The organism is Flavivirga amylovorans (assembly GCF_030540875.1).
GTDB classification, from domain to species: Bacteria; Bacteroidota; Bacteroidia; order Flavobacteriales; family Flavobacteriaceae; genus Flavivirga; species Flavivirga amylovorans.
Genome location: NZ_JAUOEM010000004.1, coordinates 360,279 through 383,038, shown reverse-complemented (window position 1 = coordinate 383,038; position 22,760 = coordinate 360,279). Strand labels below are relative to the sequence as shown.

General features: G+C 31.2%; 22 protein-coding genes. 10 read left to right on the top strand and 12 right to left on the bottom strand.

Annotation, left to right across the window (positions count from 1 at the left end):
* Positions 1–108: 108 nt before the first annotated feature.
* From clpX to Q4Q39_RS13250, 7 genes are all read right to left on the bottom strand, one after another.
* Positions 109–1,341, bottom strand: a complete 1,233-nt coding sequence (gene clpX / locus Q4Q39_RS13280; protein WP_303282997.1) for an ATP-dependent Clp protease ATP-binding subunit ClpX — start codon at positions 1,339–1,341, stop codon at positions 109–111.
* A 76-nt stretch (positions 1,342–1,417) separates the two neighbouring features.
* Complete coding sequence (gene clpP / locus Q4Q39_RS13275; protein ID WP_303282996.1) at positions 1,418–2,092, bottom strand: ATP-dependent Clp endopeptidase proteolytic subunit ClpP; 675 nt, start codon at positions 2,090–2,092, stop codon at positions 1,418–1,420.
* Between the two features lie 143 nt (positions 2,093–2,235).
* A complete protein-coding gene (gene tig / locus Q4Q39_RS13270; protein ID WP_303282995.1) occupies positions 2,236–3,564 on the bottom strand; it encodes a trigger factor in 1,329 nt (442 codons plus the stop codon).
* 231 nt (positions 3,565–3,795) lie between these two features.
* On the bottom strand, positions 3,796–4,143 hold the full coding sequence (locus Q4Q39_RS13265) for a phage holin family protein (protein WP_303282994.1): 348 nt from the start codon (positions 4,141–4,143) through the stop codon (positions 3,796–3,798).
* A gap of 129 nt (positions 4,144–4,272) precedes the next feature.
* A complete protein-coding gene (locus Q4Q39_RS13260) occupies positions 4,273–5,136 on the bottom strand; it encodes a class I SAM-dependent methyltransferase (RefSeq protein WP_303282993.1) in 864 nt (287 codons plus the stop codon).
* 13 nt (positions 5,137–5,149) lie between these two features.
* Positions 5,150–5,914, bottom strand: coding sequence for an alpha/beta fold hydrolase (locus tag Q4Q39_RS13255; protein ID WP_303282992.1), 765 nt, complete (start codon positions 5,912–5,914; stop codon positions 5,150–5,152).
* Positions 5,915–6,045: 131 nt separating this feature from the next.
* Positions 6,046–6,768 (bottom strand): pyridoxine 5'-phosphate synthase, encoded by a 723-nt coding sequence (locus Q4Q39_RS13250; protein WP_303282991.1) that lies wholly within the window; start codon positions 6,766–6,768, stop codon positions 6,046–6,048.
* Between the two features lie 87 nt (positions 6,769–6,855).
* Between Q4Q39_RS13250 and Q4Q39_RS13245 the strand changes: the two genes are divergently transcribed.
* The 8 genes from Q4Q39_RS13245 to murI all read left to right on the top strand — a co-directional run bounded on the left by Q4Q39_RS13245 (position 6,856) and on the right by murI (position 15,160).
* Entirely contained in the window at positions 6,856–7,515 is a 660-nt protein-coding gene (locus Q4Q39_RS13245; RefSeq protein WP_303282990.1) for a CBS domain-containing protein, read from the top strand.
* A gap of 67 nt (positions 7,516–7,582) precedes the next feature.
* On the top strand, positions 7,583–8,467 hold the full coding sequence (locus Q4Q39_RS13240; RefSeq protein ID WP_303282989.1) for an NAD kinase: 885 nt from the start codon (positions 7,583–7,585) through the stop codon (positions 8,465–8,467).
* Positions 8,468–8,566: 99 nt separating this feature from the next.
* The gene (gene porG / locus Q4Q39_RS13235; RefSeq protein WP_303282988.1) at positions 8,567–9,259 is read left to right on the top strand and encodes a type IX secretion system protein PorG; all 693 of its coding nucleotides are present in this window, start codon (positions 8,567–8,569) and stop codon (positions 9,257–9,259) included.
* Between the two features lies 1 nt (position 9,260).
* The gene (gene uppS, locus Q4Q39_RS13230) at positions 9,261–10,001 is read left to right on the top strand and encodes an undecaprenyl pyrophosphate synthase (protein ID WP_303282987.1); all 741 of its coding nucleotides are present in this window, start codon (positions 9,261–9,263) and stop codon (positions 9,999–10,001) included.
* A complete protein-coding gene (locus Q4Q39_RS13225; protein ID WP_303282986.1) occupies positions 9,934–12,591 on the top strand; it encodes a BamA/OMP85 family outer membrane protein in 2,658 nt (885 codons plus the stop codon). The genes uppS and Q4Q39_RS13225 overlap by 68 nt, the downstream gene beginning before the upstream one ends.
* Before the next feature lie 176 nt (positions 12,592–12,767).
* The gene (locus tag Q4Q39_RS13220; protein ID WP_303282985.1) at positions 12,768–13,766 is read left to right on the top strand and encodes an OmpH/Skp family outer membrane protein; all 999 of its coding nucleotides are present in this window, start codon (positions 12,768–12,770) and stop codon (positions 13,764–13,766) included.
* Positions 13,767–13,811: 45 nt separating this feature from the next.
* The gene (locus Q4Q39_RS13215) at positions 13,812–14,312 is read left to right on the top strand and encodes an OmpH/Skp family outer membrane protein (protein WP_303282984.1); all 501 of its coding nucleotides are present in this window, start codon (positions 13,812–13,814) and stop codon (positions 14,310–14,312) included.
* Positions 14,313–14,380: 68 nt separating this feature from the next.
* Entirely contained in the window at positions 14,381–15,160 is a 780-nt protein-coding gene (murI, locus tag Q4Q39_RS13210) for a glutamate racemase (protein ID WP_303282983.1), read from the top strand.
* 55 nt (positions 15,161–15,215) lie between these two features.
* Here the strand turns inward: murI and Q4Q39_RS13205 are convergent, their stop codons facing one another.
* The 4 genes from Q4Q39_RS13205 to Q4Q39_RS13190 form a co-directional block, all read right to left on the bottom strand.
* Complete coding sequence (locus Q4Q39_RS13205; RefSeq protein WP_303282982.1) at positions 15,216–15,728, bottom strand: gamma carbonic anhydrase family protein; 513 nt, start codon at positions 15,726–15,728, stop codon at positions 15,216–15,218.
* Between the two features lie 98 nt (positions 15,729–15,826).
* On the bottom strand, positions 15,827–16,561 hold the full coding sequence (locus Q4Q39_RS13200) for a LytR/AlgR family response regulator transcription factor (protein WP_303282981.1): 735 nt from the start codon (positions 16,559–16,561) through the stop codon (positions 15,827–15,829).
* Entirely contained in the window at positions 16,562–17,440 is an 879-nt protein-coding gene (locus tag Q4Q39_RS13195) for a DUF4349 domain-containing protein (protein WP_303282980.1), read from the bottom strand.
* Positions 17,440–19,614 carry a histidine kinase gene (locus Q4Q39_RS13190; protein ID WP_303282979.1) on the bottom strand — a complete coding sequence of 725 codons (2,175 nt, stop codon included), beginning with the start codon at positions 19,612–19,614 and terminating at the stop codon, positions 17,440–17,442. The genes Q4Q39_RS13195 and Q4Q39_RS13190 overlap by 1 nt, the downstream gene beginning before the upstream one ends.
* Before the next feature lie 210 nt (positions 19,615–19,824).
* Here Q4Q39_RS13190 and Q4Q39_RS13185 point away from each other — a divergent pair, with 210 nt between their 5' ends.
* Together Q4Q39_RS13185 and Q4Q39_RS13180 are read left to right on the top strand one after the other, a co-directional pair.
* Positions 19,825–20,544 (top strand): SIMPL domain-containing protein, encoded by a 720-nt coding sequence (locus Q4Q39_RS13185; RefSeq protein ID WP_303282977.1) that lies wholly within the window; start codon positions 19,825–19,827, stop codon positions 20,542–20,544.
* Between the two features lie 14 nt (positions 20,545–20,558).
* Positions 20,559–21,716, top strand: coding sequence for a vWA domain-containing protein (locus Q4Q39_RS13180; RefSeq protein WP_303282976.1), 1,158 nt, complete (start codon positions 20,559–20,561; stop codon positions 21,714–21,716).
* 37 nt (positions 21,717–21,753) lie between these two features.
* On the opposite strand, the gene Q4Q39_RS13175 is transcribed toward Q4Q39_RS13180, so the two are convergent.
* Positions 21,754–22,758 carry a PorP/SprF family type IX secretion system membrane protein gene (locus Q4Q39_RS13175; RefSeq protein ID WP_303282975.1) on the bottom strand — a complete coding sequence of 335 codons (1,005 nt, stop codon included), beginning with the start codon at positions 22,756–22,758 and terminating at the stop codon, positions 21,754–21,756.
* Positions 22,759–22,760: the final 2 nt, after the last annotated feature.

Below are 22,760 nucleotides of genomic sequence, written 5' to 3'. Positions count from 1 at the left end.
TAGAAACACTGTGAAAATTTATCCATAATGTCTTTTATTAATTAACATCCATAAAAATAAAAAACCACGCTGCATAGCGTGGTTTTTTTATACTATATATTCAACTTTTTATGAAACTGCTTTTAGTTTCTTCAAAGTTGTTTTCGTTAATTTATCCTCTGCGTATACTTTAGTTACGTTTAATTTCTTCTCATTGCTACTAGGCAGCTCAAACATCGCATCTGTTAATATTTCTTCACAAAGAGAACGTAATCCTCTAGCACCTAATTTATATTCAATAGCCTTATTCACAATAAAATCTAAAGCACCGTCTGTTATGGCGAATTCAATTTCGTCCATAGCAAACAACTTCTTGTATTGCTTGACAATGGCATTCTTAGGCTCGGTTAAAATCGCTCTTAAAGTCTTTGCGTCTAAAGGATCCATATATGTAAGTACAGGTAAACGCCCTATAATTTCTGGAATCAATCCAAAATCTTTTAAATCTTTTGGAATAATATATTGTAGTAAATGATCTTGATCTACAACTTCGTCAGACATAGAAGCACTATACCCCACTGCTTGCATATTCAAGCGTTTTGATATCACACGATCAATACCATCAAAAGCACCACCAGCAATAAATAAAATATTTTCTGTGTTTACTTCAATAAATTTTTGATCTGGATGCTTACGTCCTCCTTTTGGTGGTACATTAACTACAGTTCCTTCAAGAAGTTTTAATAAGGCTTGTTGTACCCCTTCTCCAGAAACATCACGTGTTATAGATGGATTATCACTCTTACGAGCAATTTTATCAATCTCATCAATAAAAACAATGCCTTTTTCTGCTTTTTCTAAATTATAATCTGCAGCTTGTAATAAACGTGTTAAAATACTCTCTACATCTTCTCCAACATAACCTGCTTCTGTTAAAACAGTAGCATCTACAATAGCTAATGGTACATTTAACATTTTAGCAATTGTTTTTGCCATTAGGGTTTTTCCTGTACCCGTTTGCCCTACCATGATGATATTACTCTTCTGAATTTCTATATCATCTTTAGTAGGTGGTTGTAACAAACGTTTATAATGATTATACACCGCCACAGACATCACTTTTTTAGTCATGCTTTGTCCGATAATATATTCATCAAGAAACCCCTTAATTTGTTGGGGTTTACGGAGTTTTAACTCAGCAGACAAATCACTACTATCACTTTGCTTAGATTCTTCAATCACAATACCATGCGCCTGCTCTATACATCTATCACATATATGAGCATCTAAGCCTGCTATTAATAAATTCGTTTCTGGCTTTTTTCTACCACAGAACGAACATTCTAATTCTTCTTTTGCCATTAATCTATATCTGTTTTTTTGTGTAAATCACTATAAATCCCTCAATAACAATTAACTAAAATTACAAATTTTTTATTTAATTACGAGACAAAATCTCATCAATCATGCCATATTCCTTGGCTTTATCAGCTTTCATCCAATAATCTCGATCACTATCTTCGTATACTTTGTCGTAATCCTGCCCCGAATGCTTACTAATAATCTTATAAAGCTCTTCTTTTAAAATCAAAATCTCTCTAGCTGTAATTTCGATATCACTAGCCTGCCCTTGTGCACCTCCCAATGGTTGGTGTATCATAACTCGCGAATGTGTTAATCCGCTACGTTTTCCTTTCTCTCCAGCACATAATAAAACAGCTCCCATAGAGGCTGCCATACCAGTACAAATAGTAGCTACGTCAGGTTTTATAAACTGCATAGTATCATAAATCCCTAAACCAGCATACACACTTCCTCCTGGAGAATTAATATAAATTTGAATATCTTTTGAAGCATCAACACTTTCTAAAAACAATAATTGAGCTTGTATAATATTAGCAACTTGATCGTTAATAGCTGTACCCATAAAAATAATACGGTCCATCATTAAACGAGAGAATACATCAAAAATAGCGATATTCATTTGACGTTCTTCAATAATATTAGGCGTTAAGCTATTTGGGTACATACTACTCATTATTTTATTATAATATGTACTGCTTATCCCTTGATCTTTTATCGCGAATTTTTCAAATTCTTTTGCGTAATCCATAGTTTTTTTAATATTTAATTCGATTAATTGCCTGATTCACACTTAAATGACAAAAAAATCTATTTTAAAAAATTCTTTTTTTTGAATAAAAAACGCTTAAACCTGTAGATTTAAGCGCTTAAATATAAGGAATTATTCTTTACTTATTTATCGCCGTAAACTTCTTTAACAAACTTTTCATAGCTTAATTCTTTAACCTTAATATTAGCTTTTTCTTTGTAAACTGCTAATAATTTTTGGCTGATTAATTGCTCTGAAATTCTACGTGCTTCGTCTTGGTTTGATAATACACGTGCTGCAATGTCGTCTAACTCTTTGTCTGAAGGGTTCATTTGACCAAATTGAGCCATTTGCCCTTTAATCATTTCTCTTGCATGATTTTTAATGTCATCCATAGTTACTTGAACATCATTATCTGTAATAAGTTTTCCTTCAATTAATTGATAGCGTAAACTTTTTTCTGATTTTTCATATTCTTCTCTTGCTTGCACCTCATCCATTTCTTTCTCACCAGCAGTTTGCATCCACTTAGTTAAAAATTCGGCAGGTAAATCAAACTTAGTACTTTCAACTAAATATTCAGTAACATCGTTTAAAAGCTTCTGATCTGCTTGTTGTACAAATTGCTTTTCGGCATCTTCCTTTATCTTCGCTCTTAACTCGGTAACAGTAGTTACAGTATCTTTTCCAAAAAGCTTATCAAACAACTCTTGATCTAAATCTGCTAATTCACGCTCATTAATTTCATTAATTGTGAAATTCACTTCAATATCTAAACCATGTACATCATCATGACTTAATTTTAAAGCATGCATTAATTCATGCTCATCATCATAAAGTCCTTTAGTTTTTAATGTAATAACATCTCCAGCTTTAGCTCCTATAAATTGCTTTTCTGTGGCTTTCCCTTTAAATTTATCTAAAGTTAAAGTTACTGTGTTATCTATTTCTTTTTCTTCATTTGTATAAACTCCAGTAATTTCACTGTCTTTTACAACAGTATCTTGAGAGACTAACTTCCCGTATTGTTTTTGAATACGTTCAATCTGCTCATCAATCATTTTATCATCAGCAACAATATTATATTGAGTGATTGCTTTTTTACCTTTTAATTTCACTTCAAATTCTGGCGCTAAACCTAATTCAAATTCAAAAGAAAATTCATCAGCTTCCCAGTTAATTTCATCTTGTGGTTTTGGTAAAGGCTGTCCTAAGACATCAAGTTTTTCTTCCGTAAGGTATTTATTTAAAGCATCTTGCAATAACTTATTAACCTCATCAACCAAAACAGCTTTCCCGTATTGTTTTTTAACCATCCCCATTGGCACATGCCCTTTTCTAAAACCAGGAATATTTGCTGTTTTACGATAGTCTGTTAATATTTTTTCAACTTTATCGCTATAGTCTTCTTTAGCGATATCTACTTTCACAACAGCATTTAATGCATCAACGTTTTCTCTTGTAATATTCATTTTAAATTATATAAAGCCTCATGTCAGGCATTTAACAATACGTTTTCTTTTAAAAAACTAAAATTTATGTAACCAAAATTGGGATGCAAAAATATAATATTTTTACATCCTAGCAAAGTTTTTAACTGCTTGATTTCATGTGATCTTATTTATTGATTTTCAAAGATCAAATGTCATTCACTATTAAAATATTTAGTTAAAAAAATCAGTGAGGCAGAAGTTTGTTTAAAGCTATTTTTTATCGTCTTTTAAAAGCGAATGAAGTATGGATTGTAAAACAGAAAGTAGTATACTAAACAACACTGCAATCCAAATGCTATTTACAGAAAAACCATCAATTAATTTATCAGCTAATAAAATAATTAATGCATTAATAATTAGCAAGAATAAGCCTAAAGTAACTACTGTTATAGGTAAGGTTAGAACAATTAAAACAGGTTTTACAAATAGGTTTAATATTGATAATACAACAGCAACAATAATAGCCGTTAAATAACTATCTACATTGACTCCTTTTAGGAAATATGCTATTATAAATACAGCTAAGGCGTTTAAGAGAAGTTTAGTTATGAGTTTCATCTGTTTTTATTTAATTATTATATCTATCAGACGTCATTCGCATAGTAAATGTTTCAATATCAGTTGAAATTTTTTAATTATGCTTGCTCATTGTTTTTAGAATTCACTTAAATGTACAAAATATCCATTTTATATTCTTTTAAACACTACAATATCTTGATATTCTTTTTTTGATTTGTCCCTCACTTCATCTTTCCAAAAGCCATCAATTCTTTTTACTCTTTTCAAATTGGCATTTTTCAGCATATCATCTAGCTTAGTTTTATGAATCGCAATATTACCAGATTTAACATTTTTATTCATTAATCTAAAACCATCATCTCCTTTAACAGGAAAATTAAAATGCTTTCTAGTGGCAATATAATCTTCATCATTTGAGTCATACAAAAAGAAGGTAGAAAAACATAAACCATTATTAGTAATCACCCTTTGAATCTCATTAAAATAATGTTGAATCTCTTCTAACATCATATGGGTAAAAACCGAAAATGTAAAAATCTTATTAAAACTATTTTTCCCATAAGGAAAAACAAATTCTAGTGCACTACTCGCAGAGGTGTTATATAAATCATTATATAGAGCTACATATTTAAAATTAAAATTTGAAAAATCTGTACCAATGCCAGAATTACACCAATCTATTCCTTTTTTTACCACGTCAAAACCATCATAACTTCCTTTTTCGTTAATATATGTTGTTAATGCTATTGCTGTTCTCCCTACACCACTACCTATATCTAAAACAGAATCTGATGGTATTAAATTTATCTCTTCTTTAAGCAACTCTAATTGTAATTCACCTTGTTTTAAATAGTTTTCTGCACTAGAAGGGGAACCGGTATATATAAAACCTCTTGGAGGTACATATTTATGAGTTTTGCCTGTAATTTTATCAAATAAATCTTGTGGCAAGTAATATAATCTACGAATAAAAAATCTCTGATTTGATGACAAGTCATACCATAACTTTCTTAATAATTTTGTTTTTTTCATATATGCATGTAAGTTATAACATAAAATTTATTGCAGCTTCAAAAAAATCTTTTGGATTTTCGGCATGCAACCAGTGTCCTGAATTAGAAATAGTGACAATGTCTACACTCGTAAAATGATTCGAAATGATTCTTTCATCCTCTTCCCCAATATATTCCGATCTATCTCCACGTAAAAACAATGTATCTTTTTCAAACTTGGCATGACTTGGCAATGCTTCACCTACCTCCCCCACTTCTTCTTTTAAAACCTCTAAATTTACACGTAATGCTAATTTGCCTTTTTCAATCCAATATAGGTTTTTTAACAAAAACTGACGTGTTCCAAAATCGGGCACATAATTACTCAACAACTTATCCGCCTCTCCTCTACTATGAATCATATCAAAATCTAACGCTGTTAAACCTTCCAATATATCATGATGATGAATTGGGTAAAAACGTGGAGAAATATCTACTACCAACAACTTCAAAATTATTTCAGGATATTGCGTTGCAAATAACATAGCTGTTTTCCCTCCCATAGAATGTCCCAATAATGTGATATTGGTAAGGTTGTGGATATCACAATAATGTTTTAAATCTTCAGCAAGCACCTCATAATTAAAATTATTATGCCAAAAACTGCGTCCGTGATTCCGTTGGTCTACTAAGTGAACTTGAAAACCCTGTTCGCTAAATTGACGACCAAGTGTTTTCCAATTATCACTCATTCCTAAAAAACCATGAAGTATAACAAATGGTTGTCCTTCTCCTATTATATTTGAATGTAATATCATAATCTTCCCTTAATCCCTCCAAAGGAGGGAAGCTATTATGTGATTGCTCACTTATTTTTAAATATTTTTTTTAAATCTATCCTGTTTAATTCCGTAATGTTTCGGCAGAGTTTCTTTCCCTTTGGGAAGAATTAAAATTGGGACTTTAATTTGCGTAAATACATTTGAACAACATTCTCTACTCCTAAATACAAACTCTCGGCTATTAAAGCATGCCCAATAGAAACTTCTAACAACCCAGGAATATTCTTTTTGAAATATTCAATATTATCTAGAGACAAATCGTGTCCAGCATTAATACCCAGATTTAAATTACTTGCTAATATTGCACTATCAGCATAAGGCTTAATAGCGGCCGTATTTCCTAAACTATATTGATGAGCAAAAGCTTCTGTATATAATTCAATTCTATCCGTTCCTGTAGCTTTAGCACCTTCAATTTGCCCTAATACAGGGTCTACAAAAATAGAGGTTCTTATTCCGTTTTGTTGAAACTCTTTGATAACATCAACTAAAAAATCTTTATTCTTTATAGTATCCCAACCAGCATTACTAGTAATAGCATCAACAGCATCAGGAACTAACGTAACTTGAGTCGGCTTTACATTTAAAACTAATTCTACAAAAGATTCCACAGGATTGCCCTCTATATTATACTCGGTATAAACTTCTGATTTTAAATCATGAGCATCCTGATAGCGTATATGACGTTCATCTGGCCTTGGATGAATCGTTACCCCCTCTGCACCAAACCGTTGCACATCTTTTGCAAACTGAACTACATTTGGAACATTACCTCCTCTGGAATTCCTTAACGTAGCAATCTTGTTAATATTTACACTTAACTTTGTCATGTATGAATTTTAAAAAGCAAAAATACAAAGTAGAACAGGCTTATATACTATTTTTTTAATTAATTTGCATACTCTTAAAGCTGAACAATGAAACTTTCGGAATATATTATAAATGATATAAAACCATTACATAGTAATAGCAAAATAAGTGAATTGCAATTGCTTTTTAATCAGTTAACCTATTCCCATATTCCTATCAAAGACGAGGATGATACTTTTTTGGGTACTTTTTTTGAAACTGACGTGCATTGTTTTGAAAGTAATAAACTTATTAGTGACCATCTTCATTCGATTGAAGATTTTTTTGTAAGAGACGATACACTTTGGTTAGATGTATTAGAAGCTTTTGCTCAAAATTCGGCTAATATTATGCCTGTTTTAGATAAAAACAATAATTATCTAGGATATTATGAACTTAATGATATTATTAGCCTTTTTAATGAATCTCCTTTCTTTTTTGAAGCTGGAGGTGTTCTAGTCGTCGAAAAGGGAATCAATGATTACTCATTTAGCGAGATAAGCCAAATAGTAGAATCTAACAACGGGAAAGTTTTAGGTGCTTTTGTTTCTAAAATAAAAAATGATGTTGTGCAAGTCACTATTAAAATAGGTAGCACAGGGCTTAATGAGATCATTCAAACTTTTCGTAGATATAGTTATAATATCGTATCGGGACATGAAGAAGATAGTTATATTGAAAGCCTCAAAGATAGATCGGATTATTTAAACAAATACTTAAATATGTAAACAATGAACCATCCATAAATTTTATGGATGCACCATGTGCCCAATAAAAAACGATAAAAACAAACACATGAAAGTTGCTATTTTCGGACGATTTTATAATAAAGCTACAACAACTTCAGTTGAAACACTATTTAATTACTTATTAAAAAAGGACATTGATGCTTATATTGAAACGGAGTTTTTCAACATTATCCTTAATGAATCTCCCAACATAAAAGACTTTACTTCATTTAAAACATTTGACACATTAGATACTTCTTTCGATTTCCTTGTAAGCGTTGGAGGTGATGGTACCATTTTAAGAGCCATTACTTTTGTAAAGGATATAGATATTCCTATAATAGGCATTAATACAGGGCGTTTAGGTTTTTTAGCAACGATACAGGTTGATGCTATCGAGCATGCTATTCAAAATATTATTGACGGACATTATAAAATATCAGAACGTAGTTTACTTTCAATAGAAACTATTCCAGAAAATAAAAATATAACATCACTAAATTTTGCCTTAAACGAAATAGCTGTAAGCAGAAAGAATACGACATCTATGATTACTGTTGAAACGCATTTAGATGGTGAATATCTTACATCTTATTGGAGTGATGGTTTAATAATCTCAACCCCTACAGGTTCTACGGGGTATTCTTTGAGTTGTGGCGGCCCAGTAATTACCCCAGGAACTAATAGTTTTGTTATAACTCCTATAGCACCACACAACCTTAGCGCTCGCCCTTTAATAATTCCCGATTCAACAGAGATACAACTTAAAGTGGACGGGCGGGAAGAAAATCATTTAGTCTCGTTGGACTCCAGAATTGCAACACTAGATAATGGCACTATAATCAAAATTAAAAAAGCAGACTTCAAAATTAAAATGATTGATCTTTTAAATGAAAGTTTTTTAGATACACTAAGAAAAAAGCTTCTTTGGGGGGAAGACAAGCGCAATTAAACAATAATTCATAAGAAATTCAGTTTTACACTAATACAATTTAGCTCAAATTATTTTAGGCTAATCTTATTTATTATATTTGCAAACTTTTGAATATTTATGAGGCATTTAACCATATTGATATTAAGTATATTAAGCATTCATTTTAGTTACTCTCAAATTAACGAAATAGGTATTTTTGCAGGAGGAAGTAATTTTATTGGAGATGTGGGTGCTACAGATTATATTTCACCTAACCAATTAGCCATTGGAGGGATCTATAAATGGAATAGAAGTAAGAGGCACTCTTATAGGGCTTCTGTGATTTTTAGTGAATTAGAAGGTATTGATACAAAATCAGACGACCCAAGACGTATTCAAAGAGGCTATGAGTTTTCAAGTAAGATTATGGAAGTTTCTTTAGGAATCGAATTTACATTTTTAGATTTCGATTTACATTCTAGCGATAAAGCAGCTACACCATACTTATATACTGGTATAACTACAGCCAAGCATGATAATCATTATTTTTTGAATGGTGTACAAACCCAAGAAAACACCTCAAGTTGGGCATACGGTATTCCAATGGTGGTTGGTTTTAAAGCTTCTTTTATAGATAATATTATAATAGGTATAGAAGTTGGTGCACGCTATACATTTTCTGATGGACTTGACGGAAGTCTTCCAAATGATAAATCCAGGCAGCAACAGTATAAATTTGGTAATATAAATAATAACGATTGGTATATGTTTTCAGGTTTAACTTTAACATACACATTTGGCGAAAATCCTTGTTACTGCCCAGGCAATTAAAATGAATTTAAAAGAAAGTATACAAAGCAACACACTACCAAAACACATTGCCATTATAATGGACGGCAACGGTCGTTGGGCAAAACAAAAAGGAATGATACGCGCTTTTGGTCATGAAAATGGCACAAAAGCTGTGCGACAAACTGTTGAGGCTTGTGCAGAACTTGGCATAAAAAACTTGACTCTTTACGCGTTTTCTACCGAAAATTGGAAAAGACCAAAATTAGAAGTACAAACGTTAATGAAACTTTTGGTGTCTTCATTAAAAAAAGAAATAAAAACACTTCAAGATAATAATATTAAACTTTCGGCTATAGGAAACCTTAATACACTTCCTAAAAAAGTTCACAAAGAACTTCATGATGTTATTGATAGTACAAAGGAGAACGAAAGAATGACTTTAACCTTAGCATTAAGCTATGGATCTAGAGAAGAAATACAAAACACTGTTAAAGAAATTAGTATTAAAGTTAAAAATAATATAATTTCGCCCGATAATATTGATGAATCGATTATAAATGAGCATCTTTACACGCATGATTTGCCAGATGTAGATTTACTAATTAGAACAAGTGGAGAGCAACGTATTAGCAATTTTTTACTTTGGCAAATAGCATACGCAGAGTTATATTTTACAAATGTATTGTGGCCAGATTTCACGAAAGAACATTTGTATGAAGCTATTATTGAATATCAAAAAAGAGAACGAAGATTTGGGAAAACAAGTGAACAGCTTAGCTAACATTTCATTTTTAGAAGCACATATAAAGCACATTATAGTAATATTACTTTTTGCAAGTAGCTTTAACATTCAAGGACAAGAAGCAACATATAGTAATGGCAACAAATACATATTAGGAGGTATTTCAGTTTCTGGAAATAGTTCGTTTAGTGAACAAACCATCGTTACTTATTCTGGTTTAAGAAAAGGAAAAGAAATAACAATTCCTGGAGAAGCTATTAGTACGGCTATTAAAAAACTTTGGAACTCTAAGTTATTTAGTGATATTGAAGTTTATGTTACCAAAATAGAAGGTGATGCTGCTTTTTTAGAGATAAGACTATCTGATTTACCTCAACTTAACGAGATAAAAATAAATGGTATAAAAAGGTCTAAAAAAGAAAAAGTAATTGAAGAGAATAAATTAAAAAAGGGAACCAAAGTAACTGAAAACTTAATAACCACAACTAAAAACTTTTTAACTACTAAATACAAAAAAGAAGGCTATTTAAACACTAAAATACATATTAACACAATAGATGTAAAAGATTCTATTAAAGCAGCTCGTGTTAATATGGTACTCAATATTGATAAAGGCGAAAAAGTTAAAATTAAAGATATAGACTTTAATGGCAATACTGTTTTAAGCGATAAAAAGCTTAGAAGAAGTATGAAAAGTACTAAAAAGATAAATCGTTTAAGAATTTTAAAACGCTCTAAGTTTATAGATTCTGCGTATCAAGCGGATTTATCTAGTGTCATAGAGAAGTACAAAGAAAATGGTTATAGAGATGCTCGAATCTTATCTGATAGCTTAATAATTAACGACGATAAAACCATCTCTCTTAAAATAGATATAAATGAAGGGGAGCTATACACTTTTGGAGATATTACTTTTATTGGTAATACCGTATACAGTAACCAATATTTATCTAGACTGCTACGTATAAAGAAAGGGGACACATACAATGGTGTTTTATTACAAGAACGAATTGCAGACAACTCTAGCCCTGATGCTCGAGATATAACCAACGAATATCAAAATCATGGGTATTTATTTTCTACTATAAATCCTGTTGAGGTAAGTGCCGACAATAATGTTATTGATATGGAAATAAGAATTATTGAAGGCAAGCCAGCTTATTTCAATAGTGTTTCTGTTGTAGGTAATGATAAAACAAATGACCACGTTATCTATCGAGAAATTAGAACGCGTCCAGGTCAATTATATAGTAAAGCTAATGTCGTACGTACCGTTAGAGAATTAGGTCAATTAGGTTTTTTCGATGCTCAAGAAATCTCACCAAACTTTAACAACCCAAACCCGAACGAGGGCACTATAGACATGGAATATTCTGTTAAGGAAACTGGTTCAAGTCAAATCGAACTACAAGGTGGTTATGGTGGCGGTGGCTTTATTGGCACACTTGGGTTATCTTTTAATAACTTTTCAATAAAAGACCTCTTAAAAAAAGACGCATACAAACCCATACCTATGGGTGATGGACAAAGACTAGCTTTACGTTTGCAAGCGAGTCGTTTTTTTCAAACTTATAGCTTTTCGTTTTCAGAACCTTGGTTAGGAGGAAAAAGGCCTGTTCAATTTTCAGCTTCATTATCGCACACCAAGCAGTTCTTATTTAATCCACAAACAAGAAATGCAGATAAGAGTAGAAGTTTTAATATCACTGGAATCACATTTGGTTTAGCAAAACGTTTATCCGTTCCAGATGATTATTTCACCTTATCACAGGCTATTAGTTATCAACGTTATGACTTAAATAACTATAACACTGGATTATTTACTTTTGGAGATGGTTATTCTAACAATTTATCTTACACTATAGGTCTTAGTAGAAATAACACTAATGTAGACCCTATTTACCCAACAGGAGGTTCAAAATTTAGTGCCACTGCTAAATTCTCACTCCCTTATTCTTTATTTAATGGCGTAGATTACGAAGCACTTCAAGAAGAACGAGACACTAACAATGCTATAAGAAGTGATGTTAATAGTACTCCTTTAGAGATAACAAATGCACAAAATAGAATTGCAGAAATAGATCAGGAAAAATTTGATTGGCTAGAATTTTATAAAGTAAGTTTCAAAGGTGATTGGTATACTAAAATATTTAACAATCTCGATTTGGTGCTTAAACCAAGTGTCGAATTTGGCTTTCTAGGAGCTTATAATAATGATAGAGGGGTTATTCCTTTTGAACGTTATTTTGTTGGTGGTAATGGATTAGGAAATCAGAGTTTGGATGGAAGAGAGACGATACAATTACGTGGTTACCCAGATCAATCATTATCAGACCAAGACGGAGCAAGTATTTATAATAAATTTTCTTTAGAACTACGCTATCCTATAACATTAAAAGCTTCCGCAAAAATCTATGCTTTAGGTTTTTTAGAAGGCGGTGCATCTCATAATAGTTTTAGAGATTTTAATCCATTTAATATCAATCGATCTGCAGGTGTAGGTGTTCGTATTTTCATGCCAGCATTTGGATTATTGGGCATTGATTTTGGTCACGGATTTGATGCTCTTCCTGGGCAAAACACTAAGCATGGTTGGGAAACTCACTTCATAATTGGACAGCAATTTTAAGTATAAAATTTATTTTGGCACGATATTTTCTAATAACACTATAATGATTTGCATGAGGATTAAAATTTTTAAGATTAAAATTCGTTAATTTTGAAGATACGATTCGAAAAAGGCATAAATAAAGTTTCATTTGTCGTTTTTAGAATTTATAAGACAATAAATTAAAATATATACAGATGAAAAATAAAGTTCTTTTTTTACTGACATTAGTTTTTATGATAAGCTTATCTATACATGCACAACGTGGTGTTAGAATTGCTTATATAGATACTGAATATATTTTAGAAAATGTTCCGGAATACCAAGAAGCCACAGCTCAATTAAATCAAAAAGCAGATAAGTGGAAAAACGAAATTGGCGCTAAATTAGGAGCTATAGAACAAAAACGAAAAAACCTAAGCAATGAAAAAGCACTTTTAACAAAAGAGCTTATTGATGAACGAGAAGAAGATATTGCTTTTGAAGAGAAAGAAATTCTTGATTATCAGCAAAAACGTTTTGGCCCTAATGGCGATTTGTTCATTCAAAAAAAGCAATTGATGCAGCCTATTCAGGATCAAATTTTTGCAGCAGTTCAAGATTTGGCCAAAAGCAGAAAATATGATTTTATTTTTGACAAATCATCTGATGCAGTGATGCTATTCTCTGCAAGACAGTTTGATTTAAGTGATCAAATATTAAGGAGTATAACAAGAACATCAAAACGCAAACAAGCAAATTCTAAAGCAGAACGTAGAGCTGCCAAAGAAGAGGAATTAGTTCCAGAAATTAATTACGAATTGGAAGAACGCCAAAAAGCGTTAGAAGAGAAAAAAGCACAACGAGAAAGTGCCGTTGAAAAAAGAAGGCAAGAAATTTTAGCAGCTAGAGAAGCAAAGAAAAAAGAAGCGGAAGCTAAGCGTCAAAAAATAATAGAAGATCGTCAAAAAGCAAAACAAGCAAAGATAGATGCTAGAAATAAAACAACAGAAACAGACGCAGAAGATGCTAAAGCAAGTGATCCATCAACAAAAACAGAAGCTAAACCAGTAGAAGGGGAAACAAAAACTAAAGCACAGCTTATTGAAGAAAATAGACAAAAAAAATTAAAGGAAAGAGCTGAAAGAAAAAAAGCATTAGAAGAAAGAAAGAAAAAAATATTAGAAGACCGTCAAAAAACGAAAGACAGTATTTAAACTAAAAATAATTAATAATTTATAACACACTAATACTATTTACAAATGAAAAAATTAAAAACTCTTTTATTAGCAACTGCATTATGCGTTGGAACTTTAAGTTTTACTCATGCGCAAAGTAAAGTTGCACATATAAATACTCAAGAATTAATAGCAGCTATGCCTGAAGCCAAAGCAGCTCAAACCGAGCTTGAAACTTTAGGGAAAACATATCAAACAGATATGCAAGCTATGGCTACAGAGTATCAAAATACAGTTAAGCAATACGAAGCAGAAGCTAGCACAAAAACAGATGAAGAAAATCAAAAAAGAGGTTTAGAGTTACAAGAAAAACAACAACGTATTCAACAATTCAGAGCTGATGCACAACAAGATTTAGCTAAAAAAGAAGCTGAATTATTCAAGCCTATTCAAGAAAAAGCATTTGCTGCAATAAACAAAGTTTCTAAAGCACAAGGATATGAGTATGTTTTAGAAAGAACAACTTTAATCGTAGCCGAAGGAAAAGACATTTTAAATGATGTTAAAAAAGAATTAGGTATATAAAAATATACTCTAAATAAATTTACTTAAAGCTGTCTTTTACGAGACAGCTTTTTTATTTTTGTTAATCTATGACAAAACAACCTATAGGTATTTTTGATTCGGGTGTTGGCGGTACCTCCATATGGAAAGAGATTCACACACTTCTACCTAATGAGGATACTATCTATCTAGCTGATAGTTTTAACGCACCTTATGGGTTAAAGAGTAAAGAAACTATTATTAATCTAAGTATTAAAAATACCGAACACCTAATTAACAAAGGCTGTAAGCTTATTGTCGTTGCCTGTAATACAGCAACTACCAATGCCATAGATCAGCTTCGAAATACTTATAACGTCCCATTTATTGGTATAGAACCTGCTATAAAACCTGCTGCTTTACAAACCAAAACCAATGCGATTGGTATTTTGGCTACCAAAGGTACTTTAAGTAGTGCTTTATTCTCTAAAACATCTGGTATGTTTGCGAGCAATGTAAATGTTATTGAGCAAGTTGGTGAGGGTATTGTAGAACTCATAGAAAATGGTAAATTACTATCTAGTGAAATGGAAACCCTTTTAAAAGCTTACCTAAAACCAATGATAGATGCCAATATAGATTACTTAGTTTTAGGCTGCACACACTACCCCTATTTAATTCCTTTATTAGTTAAATTACTACCAGATTATGTTAAAATTATAGACTCAGGTGAAGCTGTTGCAAGACAAACAAAAGCGATTTTGGAACAGCATAATTTATTAAATATAGAAGCTAAACTTAGTAAAAACTATTTTTATACGAATGCAAGCCCAAACGTTATGCAATCACTTTTAGGTTCTGAACTTGTCGCCGAATATTTAGACTTTTAACTAAAAAAGATCACTGTAAACCCTACAAAAGCCCAAATAACAAATGTCCAGATTGCTATTTAAACCAGCTTGAGTATTCAATATAATTATTAGCAATTCTATCTATTTCACCAGAAATAAGTTCCTGACTAATATCTTTTACTTTTTTTGCAGGAACACCAGCATAAATACTACCTGTTTCTACTTTAGTGTTTTTAGTAACTACTGCGCCCGCAGCAATAATGGTGTTACTTTCTACCACGCAACCATCCATAATAATTGCTCCCATACCAATCAAAACATTATCGTGAATAGTACAGCCATGTACCAGTGCATTATGACCAACAGATACATTATTACCAATGGTAGTTGCTGCAGTTTGATAAGTACCGTGTATCACGGCTCCATCTTGTATATTAACTTTATTGCCCATTTTAATATAGTTAACATCTCCTCTAACTACTGCACTAAACCAAACACTACATTGACTACCCATACTAACTTCACCAACTATAGTGGCATTGTCTGCAATAAAACAATCATTTGGTATTTGTGGAGATTTTCCTCTTACTGGTTTTATAACTGGCATAATTAAGTTTATTTTTTCATTTCCTTGAAGAAGGAAATCTTTATTGTTTTAGTTTTTAATTATTGAAATTCCCGCCTTCTCGAGAATGACAAAATAGATTATTTGAAATATGACAATAAGTCTGATTTTTTTGAAGCAGATACCATAACTTCTTTACCATTGCTAAGAAGGACGCTTCCTCCTTTTCCTTTTACGTATTTTACAACTTCATTTACATTGACTAAATACGATTTATGTACACGGGCAAAACTAGCATTGTTTAAAGCTTCTTCAAAATACTTAAGTGTTTTACTTACTAATTTCTTTTTATTTGTATTGAGGTAGATTTCAGTATAATTATCATCTGCTTTACAGTATAAAATATCAGACATCCTTATAACCTCAAAACCATCCAATTGCGGAATCGTTATTTTACCATCAACGCCATTCGTTTTTGGAATGAGTACCTGATCTTGAAGTGCATCTTCTTTTGTTTTAATTTCAGTAACATAGTCAACCGCTTTTATAAGTTCATCAATCGAAATAGGTTTCATTAAATAATAAGATGCATGTGCATTCAGAGCATCCATCGCATAATGATTATATGCCGTTACAAAAACAGTTTCAAAATTAATATCACCTACCTTATCTAATAGATCAAACGCATTCCCATAAGGCATTTCTACATCTAAAAACACCAAATCTAAATCGTTATTACGAATAAGAACCAAAGCTTCTTCAACATTAGCAGCTTCTCCTAAAACAGATACATTTGGGCAATATTTTTTAAGATAATTTTTTAAAATATCTCTACTTGTTTCTTCGTCTTCAACTATTACGGAATTTAGTTTCATTTAATCTTTTAGGTTTTTAATAATACTGTTAAATAAATTTAATTTATCTAAAATCAACAAGGCTATATACATAAAGCCCGATATAAAAAATAAAATGGCTATTAATTGTAAATACGTAGAAATGGTCCAATCTAAAGCGACTTTTATACGATGCGTCAAACTTATTTTATTTTCTATACCTTCTATTAATGAGAATTTAATAGTACAAAACTCATTTTCTTCGTCATAGTTCCCCAACTGCACACCTAAACCTTGCAGTTCTTCTTCAATACTTAATATTCTATTTTCTAAATTAATATATTCTTCAATTTTACCTCCTTTAGATTTTAATTCGATTAGAGAATTTCTAATTTTTAAAAGTGATTCCTTTTTTGCATTAAGCTGCTTATATTCATTCGTTTTATCTTTTTTTGTAATTTCTTTTGATTGAACTTTTCCAATTTTAGATAAAGACACATATAAACTATCAAATTTTTCAGGTTGCACTCCGATTAATAATTGTAGTCGTCTATTTCCTTTATTCCCACTGTTTTGCTCAAATTGAATTATCGCTTCTTGTCTCTTAATCTCTTCATCTAATAAACTCTTTTCTTTTTCGAATTCAGAAGATTTAGTATTAACAGTAGCAATCTTTTCATATTTCTGATCTACATTAATAATATTTTGTGCACTACTCGTGTTAGATTGCATTTTATACTTTTTTGAAGCATAATTAACACGACTGCTCGCTATTTCTTCAAAAAAAGTATTGCTACTAGCTATGACATTAGGGGATACTGAGTACCCATAAAAGATTCTAAAAACAAATAGAATTATGAATATTAATATTAAATAGACTATGCCTTTTTTAAGTCTTCTTTTGAATTTTTGTTTCATCATTAATCTTTTTTAAGTGTTACAATAACTTTTGTTCCTACATCCTCCTCGTCCTTAAAATCATCCACAAGCACATCCACTTTATCTTTATACATCTCGTTTAAAATAGAAACACGCTTTTTAATATTGCCCATCCCTTTTGAGTTTTGTTTTTGTTGATGTTCCGTTTTTAAAGCTTTCGACTTTTGTCGCCCAATACCATCATCTGTAATGGTGATTTTTATTTCATCAGATTTCGTTTGGGTAATCATTATGTCTAAATGCCCTTTTGTTTTTTTATAACGCAACCCATGCCATACAGCATTTTCAATATAAGGTTGCAACAACATAGGAGGTATTACAAAATCCTGAACATGAATACTTTCATCTATATTGATAGTATAATCAAATTTGTCTTGAAATCTAAAATGTTCTAATTTAGTGTATAGTTCTAATAGCTTTATTTCCTTTTCAAGAGGAATAAAATCCTCTTCACTATTTTCCAAAACAGCGCGCATTAGTAATGAAAAATCAGTTAGATATTTATTAGCTGTACGCTCATCATTTGATGCAATAAAGCTATTTACAGAATTTAACGCATTAAATATAAAGTGCGGATTCATTTGGCTACGTAAACTTTTTAGTGCCAGTAAGTTATTTGCGAACCGTTGTTGTTTAATATATTTAAACATTAAAAAAGCAGTCACTAGCAACAATAAAACACCCCCAATCAACGAATAGATAATTAATTTTTGTCGTTTGGCTTCTTCTGTGGTTAATTGAAATTGACTCTCTGTTAAGGCGCGATCGCTTTCCAAACTTAAAATTCTATTTTGTTTGCTAACTATATCCTTACTAAATCTTGCTGCCTGAGATATTTCTTGTTCTTTTTTAATGTAAAGCTTATCCACCAATTCAACATAACTTTGGTAAGCAATTAATGCTTTGTCAAATTGACCCGCATCTCTATAAATTTCATGTAATTTTCTGGTAGCTTCTTTCTGTACAATAAGATCCTCTTTGCTATCAGCCTCTTCAATGCTCTTTTCAAGGTACGGAATAGCATTTTCATAATCTTTTTGAAGGGCAAAAGCATTACCTATTTTATAGTTCTGTTTTTGAGATGTTAAAGGGCTTGCATTATCTAAAATAGAATCATATGCAATATCATTTATATCCTCTAAAGCCTCTTTTCTTAATGCTATTTCACTTGAATAATTATTATTAGTACTCTGAAAATCTGCAACCTTAATTTTTTCTTCAATAGCTCGTTTTTTATTTTGCGTATTTGCTAGCTTCATGGATTTGTTAAAATATCCTTCCGCTTTTAAGGACTCACCTTTTACATTATAAACCTGTGCTATTTTAGAATTTAAATCTGTTATTTTAGGAGTGATTAAATGCTTTTGAGCAAGCGCTAGTCCTTTTTGATAATTATCGATTGATAGCTGATGACTTTGAGTTAAAAAATAAACATCCCCAAGACCTTCATATAGTTGAACTAATTGCCAATTAGATAGTTTCCTTTTGCTAATTTCTTTATATGTTTCTATACTTTCCTGATAATTATTATTTTGCTTATAGGCAGCTGCAAGTTTTAATTTAACAATGCTGGTCTTCATGTTTTGATTACTGATTCTATAATTAGAAACAGCTAAATCATATTGTTTCCAAAACATATAAATATCTCCTAAAACCTCATAACTTTCAGCGTTTTCTTTTGCAGAATTACTTTTAATAAGAGCAGATTCAATAAACTGAATACTACGTTTTGCATCCTTTTTTAAATATGTTTCAGCAGAATCTATTAAAGATTTAAACTCATTGGGATTTGATCTTGAAAATTTTTTCTGCTTATATTTAGCTTCTTCTTCATTGGGCTCTACCTTAACTGTAATACGTTCATTGCTTAGAATGGTATAATAAACCGTTTCAAAATCTTTATGCCTTACAATCAACTCATCTCCTCTTTTAGCTTGAATCCTAAACTCACCTGAAAAATCGGTGGTAGTATAAGCGCCACCATTAACTTCTATATTTACATTTGGTATAGGATCTTGTGTTTCACTTTCAATCACAGAACCTCTTAAGGTAAATCTCCGTTCCTGATCTATAGAATCACTATCCACTTGAGCATACATAAATGCTGTGCTTAACAGCATACCTAAAAACCATATATATTTAAAAACTACTCGCATGTTTTGTCTTAGAATAGATAAACTTACGCACTTTCCTTGGTATAATAAAATGATGATTTTACAAATTCGTATTTTTTCAATACTAAAAAGGTCTTGTTACATACTCAAAAGAAGGCTTTACTCAATCAAACCTACGCGTCACTCATTCTACTTTTTTTAAAAAATAAGTTGCACATAGATTTACAGTGTTAATCAAAAAACAATAATCATATGAAAATCACAAAATGCCTCTTATTTATTATTCTTTTTTCTACCATCACATTTGCTCAAAATGGAGAAAAGAATTTTATTGATCAACCTTATATTGAAGTTACTGGACAAGTTAAAACCGAAATCATTCCTAATGAAATTTATCTCAATATTATACTCAATGAAAATGATAAAAAAGGTAAGGTGGGTATTGAGAAGCAAGAAAACCAAATGATCTCAACCTTGAAATCGCTCTCCATCAATTTAGATAAAAACTTTTCAATTCTTGATTTTAATGGCTATTACAAAAAAACGTTTTTAGCAGATAACAGAGTCACTAAAATAAAACGCTATCAGTTAATTATTAATGACGGTGAAACACTAGGAAAAGTATATCAAGCTTTAGATCGAATAGATGTTTCAAATATTTCAATTATAAAAACCAGTCATTCGGATATCGAAAAAATAAGAAGAGACACTAAATTAAAAGCTTTAAAAGTCGCTAAAGAAAAGGCGAATGCTTACGCCGAAGTTATTAATCAAAATATTGGAAAAGCTTTATTTATTAAAGAACAAAGCTTCGATGCTCTAAATGGCATGATTGGAAACGCAAACGGAATAAACATAAGAGGTCTTAATTCAAATTATGGAGCTGAATCCAAATTTAATAAAATTCAAGACCTAAACATTAAAACAATAACAGTTTCTGAAACTGTACTAGTAAAATTCATCTTAAATTAAAAAACGTAAATATCATGAAAACACAATTTAAAACATTCTTATTCTGTATTGCCTTAATTGGGTTTACAGCGTGCAACGCAAACAACAAAAAACAAGACTTAGTATATACTTCAGTAGAAAAGAAACACCACGATCCTAGTAAACAATTTATTAAAGTCGCTCTTTTGTTAGATACTAGTAATAGTATGGACGGTCTTATAGATCAAGCTAAAGCACAACTTTGGGATATCGTAAACGAATTATCTTATGCTAAATGTGGCACTAATAAACCTAATTTAGAAATTGCTTTATACGAATATGGTAACGATAGATTAAACGGAAATGAAGGTTATATTAGACAAGTATTATCTTTTAGCGATGATTTAGACGAAATTTCTAAAGAGCTATTTTCTTTAACAACCAATGGTGGTGAAGAGTATTGTGGGCAAGTAATACAGACTTCATTAAATCAATTAAACTGGGGTAAAAATCCAGACGATTTAAAACTTATTTTTATTGCAGGTAACGAGCCATTTACTCAAGGAAAAATAAATTATAAAGATGCGTCTACCAATGCAAAAGAAAAAGACATTACCATAAATACTATCTTTTGCGGTGATTATAAACAAGGAATTTCTACTTATTGGAAGGATGGTGCTCAATTAACTAATGGTGATTATATGGCTATAAACCAAAATAAAACAACAGTGCATATTGCATCGCCTTACGATGATGAGATCCTAATTTTAAATCAGAAATTAAATAAAACGTATGTAGTTTATGGACAAATAGGGAGACAAAAAAAGGAGCTTCAAATGCAACAAGATTCTAATGCAGGAAATTATAGTAAAGCCAATGCTGTGAGTAGAACAGTAAGTAAAAGTTCTCATTTATATAAAAACAAAACTTGGGATTTAGTTGATGCTGTAGAACAAGAGGAAGTCGTTATTGAAGACATTAAAAACGATGCTTTGCCTAAAGAACTAAAAGGAAAAACTAAAGACGAAATTAAAACTTATGTTGCCGAGAAAAGTAAAGAAAGAAGCACTATCCAAAAAAAGATTCAGGAACTTAACATAAAACGTAAAGAATACATTTCAAAACAGAAAAAAGGAGCTGATAATGGATTAGAAAATGCCATGACTAAAGCTATAAAAGAACAAGCAAAAAGAAAAAAATATAGTTGGAACTAAAAAGAAGCGGCTCGTTTTTACGAGCCGCTTCTTTTTATTAATTAACCGCAGGGCAATTACACTCGTAACGTTTCGGTTTACAATTAAAATTGTATCCCAGTGTAAATTGGTGAAAACCACCATTTGTAAATACCACTGAGTTTGTTTGATATGTATAGGTATATGCAAACATAAACTGGTTGTAATCAATACCTATAATGGGTGTTATTTGTTGTAGTTTCTGACTTCTTACGCTTCCAGAACTTGTTAAAAACTCAGCACCATCTAAACTTGTTCTATATGATAAGCCCCCCCAAATTTTACCAAAACCCATTTGCTTGTAAGCTTTTGCATTAGCATCAATTGAAGACTCTTTTGTTCCATCTTTATGTTGAAACATGATTGAAGGTTCAAAACTCCATTCACTTCCGTATCTGCTATAAACATAACCAGCAGAAAACAAATAACGTCTTAAATTACTCGTTATCTCAATATCATTGTTAATCCCTGAATTTTTCAATAGATTCTTCACTGTACCATGGGCATAAAAATCCAGATAATGGTAAGAAAATCCAAAATCCATATTAAAGTTACCCTCATTTCTTACTGTCCCGTTGATTATAGGATCTGGACCATCAAACAAAAAAGACGTTTCATCTAATTTATATTGAATAACACCTGCACTTAAACCAAAGGATAACATGTTTAAATCAGCTTCACTTCTAGAAAACATTAAATGATGTGCATACGTCACATAAGCACCCGTTTGAGAATGATATCCGTTTTTATCTGTATATAAAATACCCCCTATTGCAGATTGGGAATCTCCTATCCTTCCATTTAAACTCAATGTTAGCAGTTTTGGTGCATCATCTTGCCCAAACCATTGTTGTCTTCCTGTTAATCTAATTTTAGCACAATTAGCAGCACCAGCCATAGATGGATGGATCAAATAATAATTATCCGTAAGATAATCGGTATATATTGGTAACCCTTCTTGAGAAGTCGAAATATGAGTAAAGAATACTCCTATCACCATCGCTAAAACATTTTTCAATTTCATAA

Bases quoted from the DNA above. Each gene is read 5' to 3' on its own strand.
- Q4Q39_RS13195 (WP_303282980.1), bottom strand. From the start codon at position 17,440: ATGATGAAACAAAAATTCAAAAGAAGACTTAAAAAAGGCATAGTCTAT.
- clpP (WP_303282996.1), bottom strand. From the start codon at position 2,092: ATGGATTACGCAAAAGAATTTGAAAAATTCGCGATAAAAGATCAAGGG.
- Q4Q39_RS13200 (WP_303282981.1), bottom strand. From the start codon at position 16,561: ATGAAACTAAATTCCGTAATAGTTGAAGACGAAGAAACAAGTAGAGAT.
- Q4Q39_RS13215 (WP_303282984.1), top strand. From the start codon at position 13,812: ATGAAAAAATTAAAAACTCTTTTATTAGCAACTGCATTATGCGTTGGA.
- Q4Q39_RS13175 (WP_303282975.1), bottom strand. From the start codon at position 22,758: ATGAAATTGAAAAATGTTTTAGCGATGGTGATAGGAGTATTCTTTACT.
- Q4Q39_RS13205 (WP_303282982.1), bottom strand. From the start codon at position 15,728: ATGCCAGTTATAAAACCAGTAAGAGGAAAATCTCCACAAATACCAAAT.
- Q4Q39_RS13225 (WP_303282986.1), top strand. From the start codon at position 9,934: ATGAAGCTATTATTGAATATCAAAAAAGAGAACGAAGATTTGGGAAAA.
- Q4Q39_RS13245 (WP_303282990.1), top strand. From the start codon at position 6,856: ATGAAACTTTCGGAATATATTATAAATGATATAAAACCATTACATAGT.
- Q4Q39_RS13185 (WP_303282977.1), top strand. From the start codon at position 19,825: ATGAAAATCACAAAATGCCTCTTATTTATTATTCTTTTTTCTACCATC.
- tig (WP_303282995.1), bottom strand. From the start codon at position 3,564: ATGAATATTACAAGAGAAAACGTTGATGCATTAAATGCTGTTGTGAAA.
- uppS (WP_303282987.1), top strand. From the start codon at position 9,261: ATGAATTTAAAAGAAAGTATACAAAGCAACACACTACCAAAACACATT.
- Q4Q39_RS13190 (WP_303282979.1), bottom strand. From the start codon at position 19,614: ATGCGAGTAGTTTTTAAATATATATGGTTTTTAGGTATGCTGTTAAGC.
- clpX (WP_303282997.1), bottom strand. From the start codon at position 1,341: ATGGCAAAAGAAGAATTAGAATGTTCGTTCTGTGGTAGAAAAAAGCCA.
- murI (WP_303282983.1), top strand. From the start codon at position 14,381: ATGACAAAACAACCTATAGGTATTTTTGATTCGGGTGTTGGCGGTACC.
- Q4Q39_RS13260 (WP_303282993.1), bottom strand. From the start codon at position 5,136: ATGAAAAAAACAAAATTATTAAGAAAGTTATGGTATGACTTGTCATCA.
- Q4Q39_RS13220 (WP_303282985.1), top strand. From the start codon at position 12,768: ATGAAAAATAAAGTTCTTTTTTTACTGACATTAGTTTTTATGATAAGC.
- Q4Q39_RS13250 (WP_303282991.1), bottom strand. From the start codon at position 6,768: ATGACAAAGTTAAGTGTAAATATTAACAAGATTGCTACGTTAAGGAAT.
- Q4Q39_RS13240 (WP_303282989.1), top strand. From the start codon at position 7,583: ATGAAAGTTGCTATTTTCGGACGATTTTATAATAAAGCTACAACAACT.
- Q4Q39_RS13255 (WP_303282992.1), bottom strand. From the start codon at position 5,914: ATGATATTACATTCAAATATAATAGGAGAAGGACAACCATTTGTTATA.
- Q4Q39_RS13265 (WP_303282994.1), bottom strand. From the start codon at position 4,143: ATGAAACTCATAACTAAACTTCTCTTAAACGCCTTAGCTGTATTTATA.
- Q4Q39_RS13180 (WP_303282976.1), top strand. From the start codon at position 20,559: ATGAAAACACAATTTAAAACATTCTTATTCTGTATTGCCTTAATTGGG.
- porG (WP_303282988.1), top strand. From the start codon at position 8,567: ATGAGGCATTTAACCATATTGATATTAAGTATATTAAGCATTCATTTT.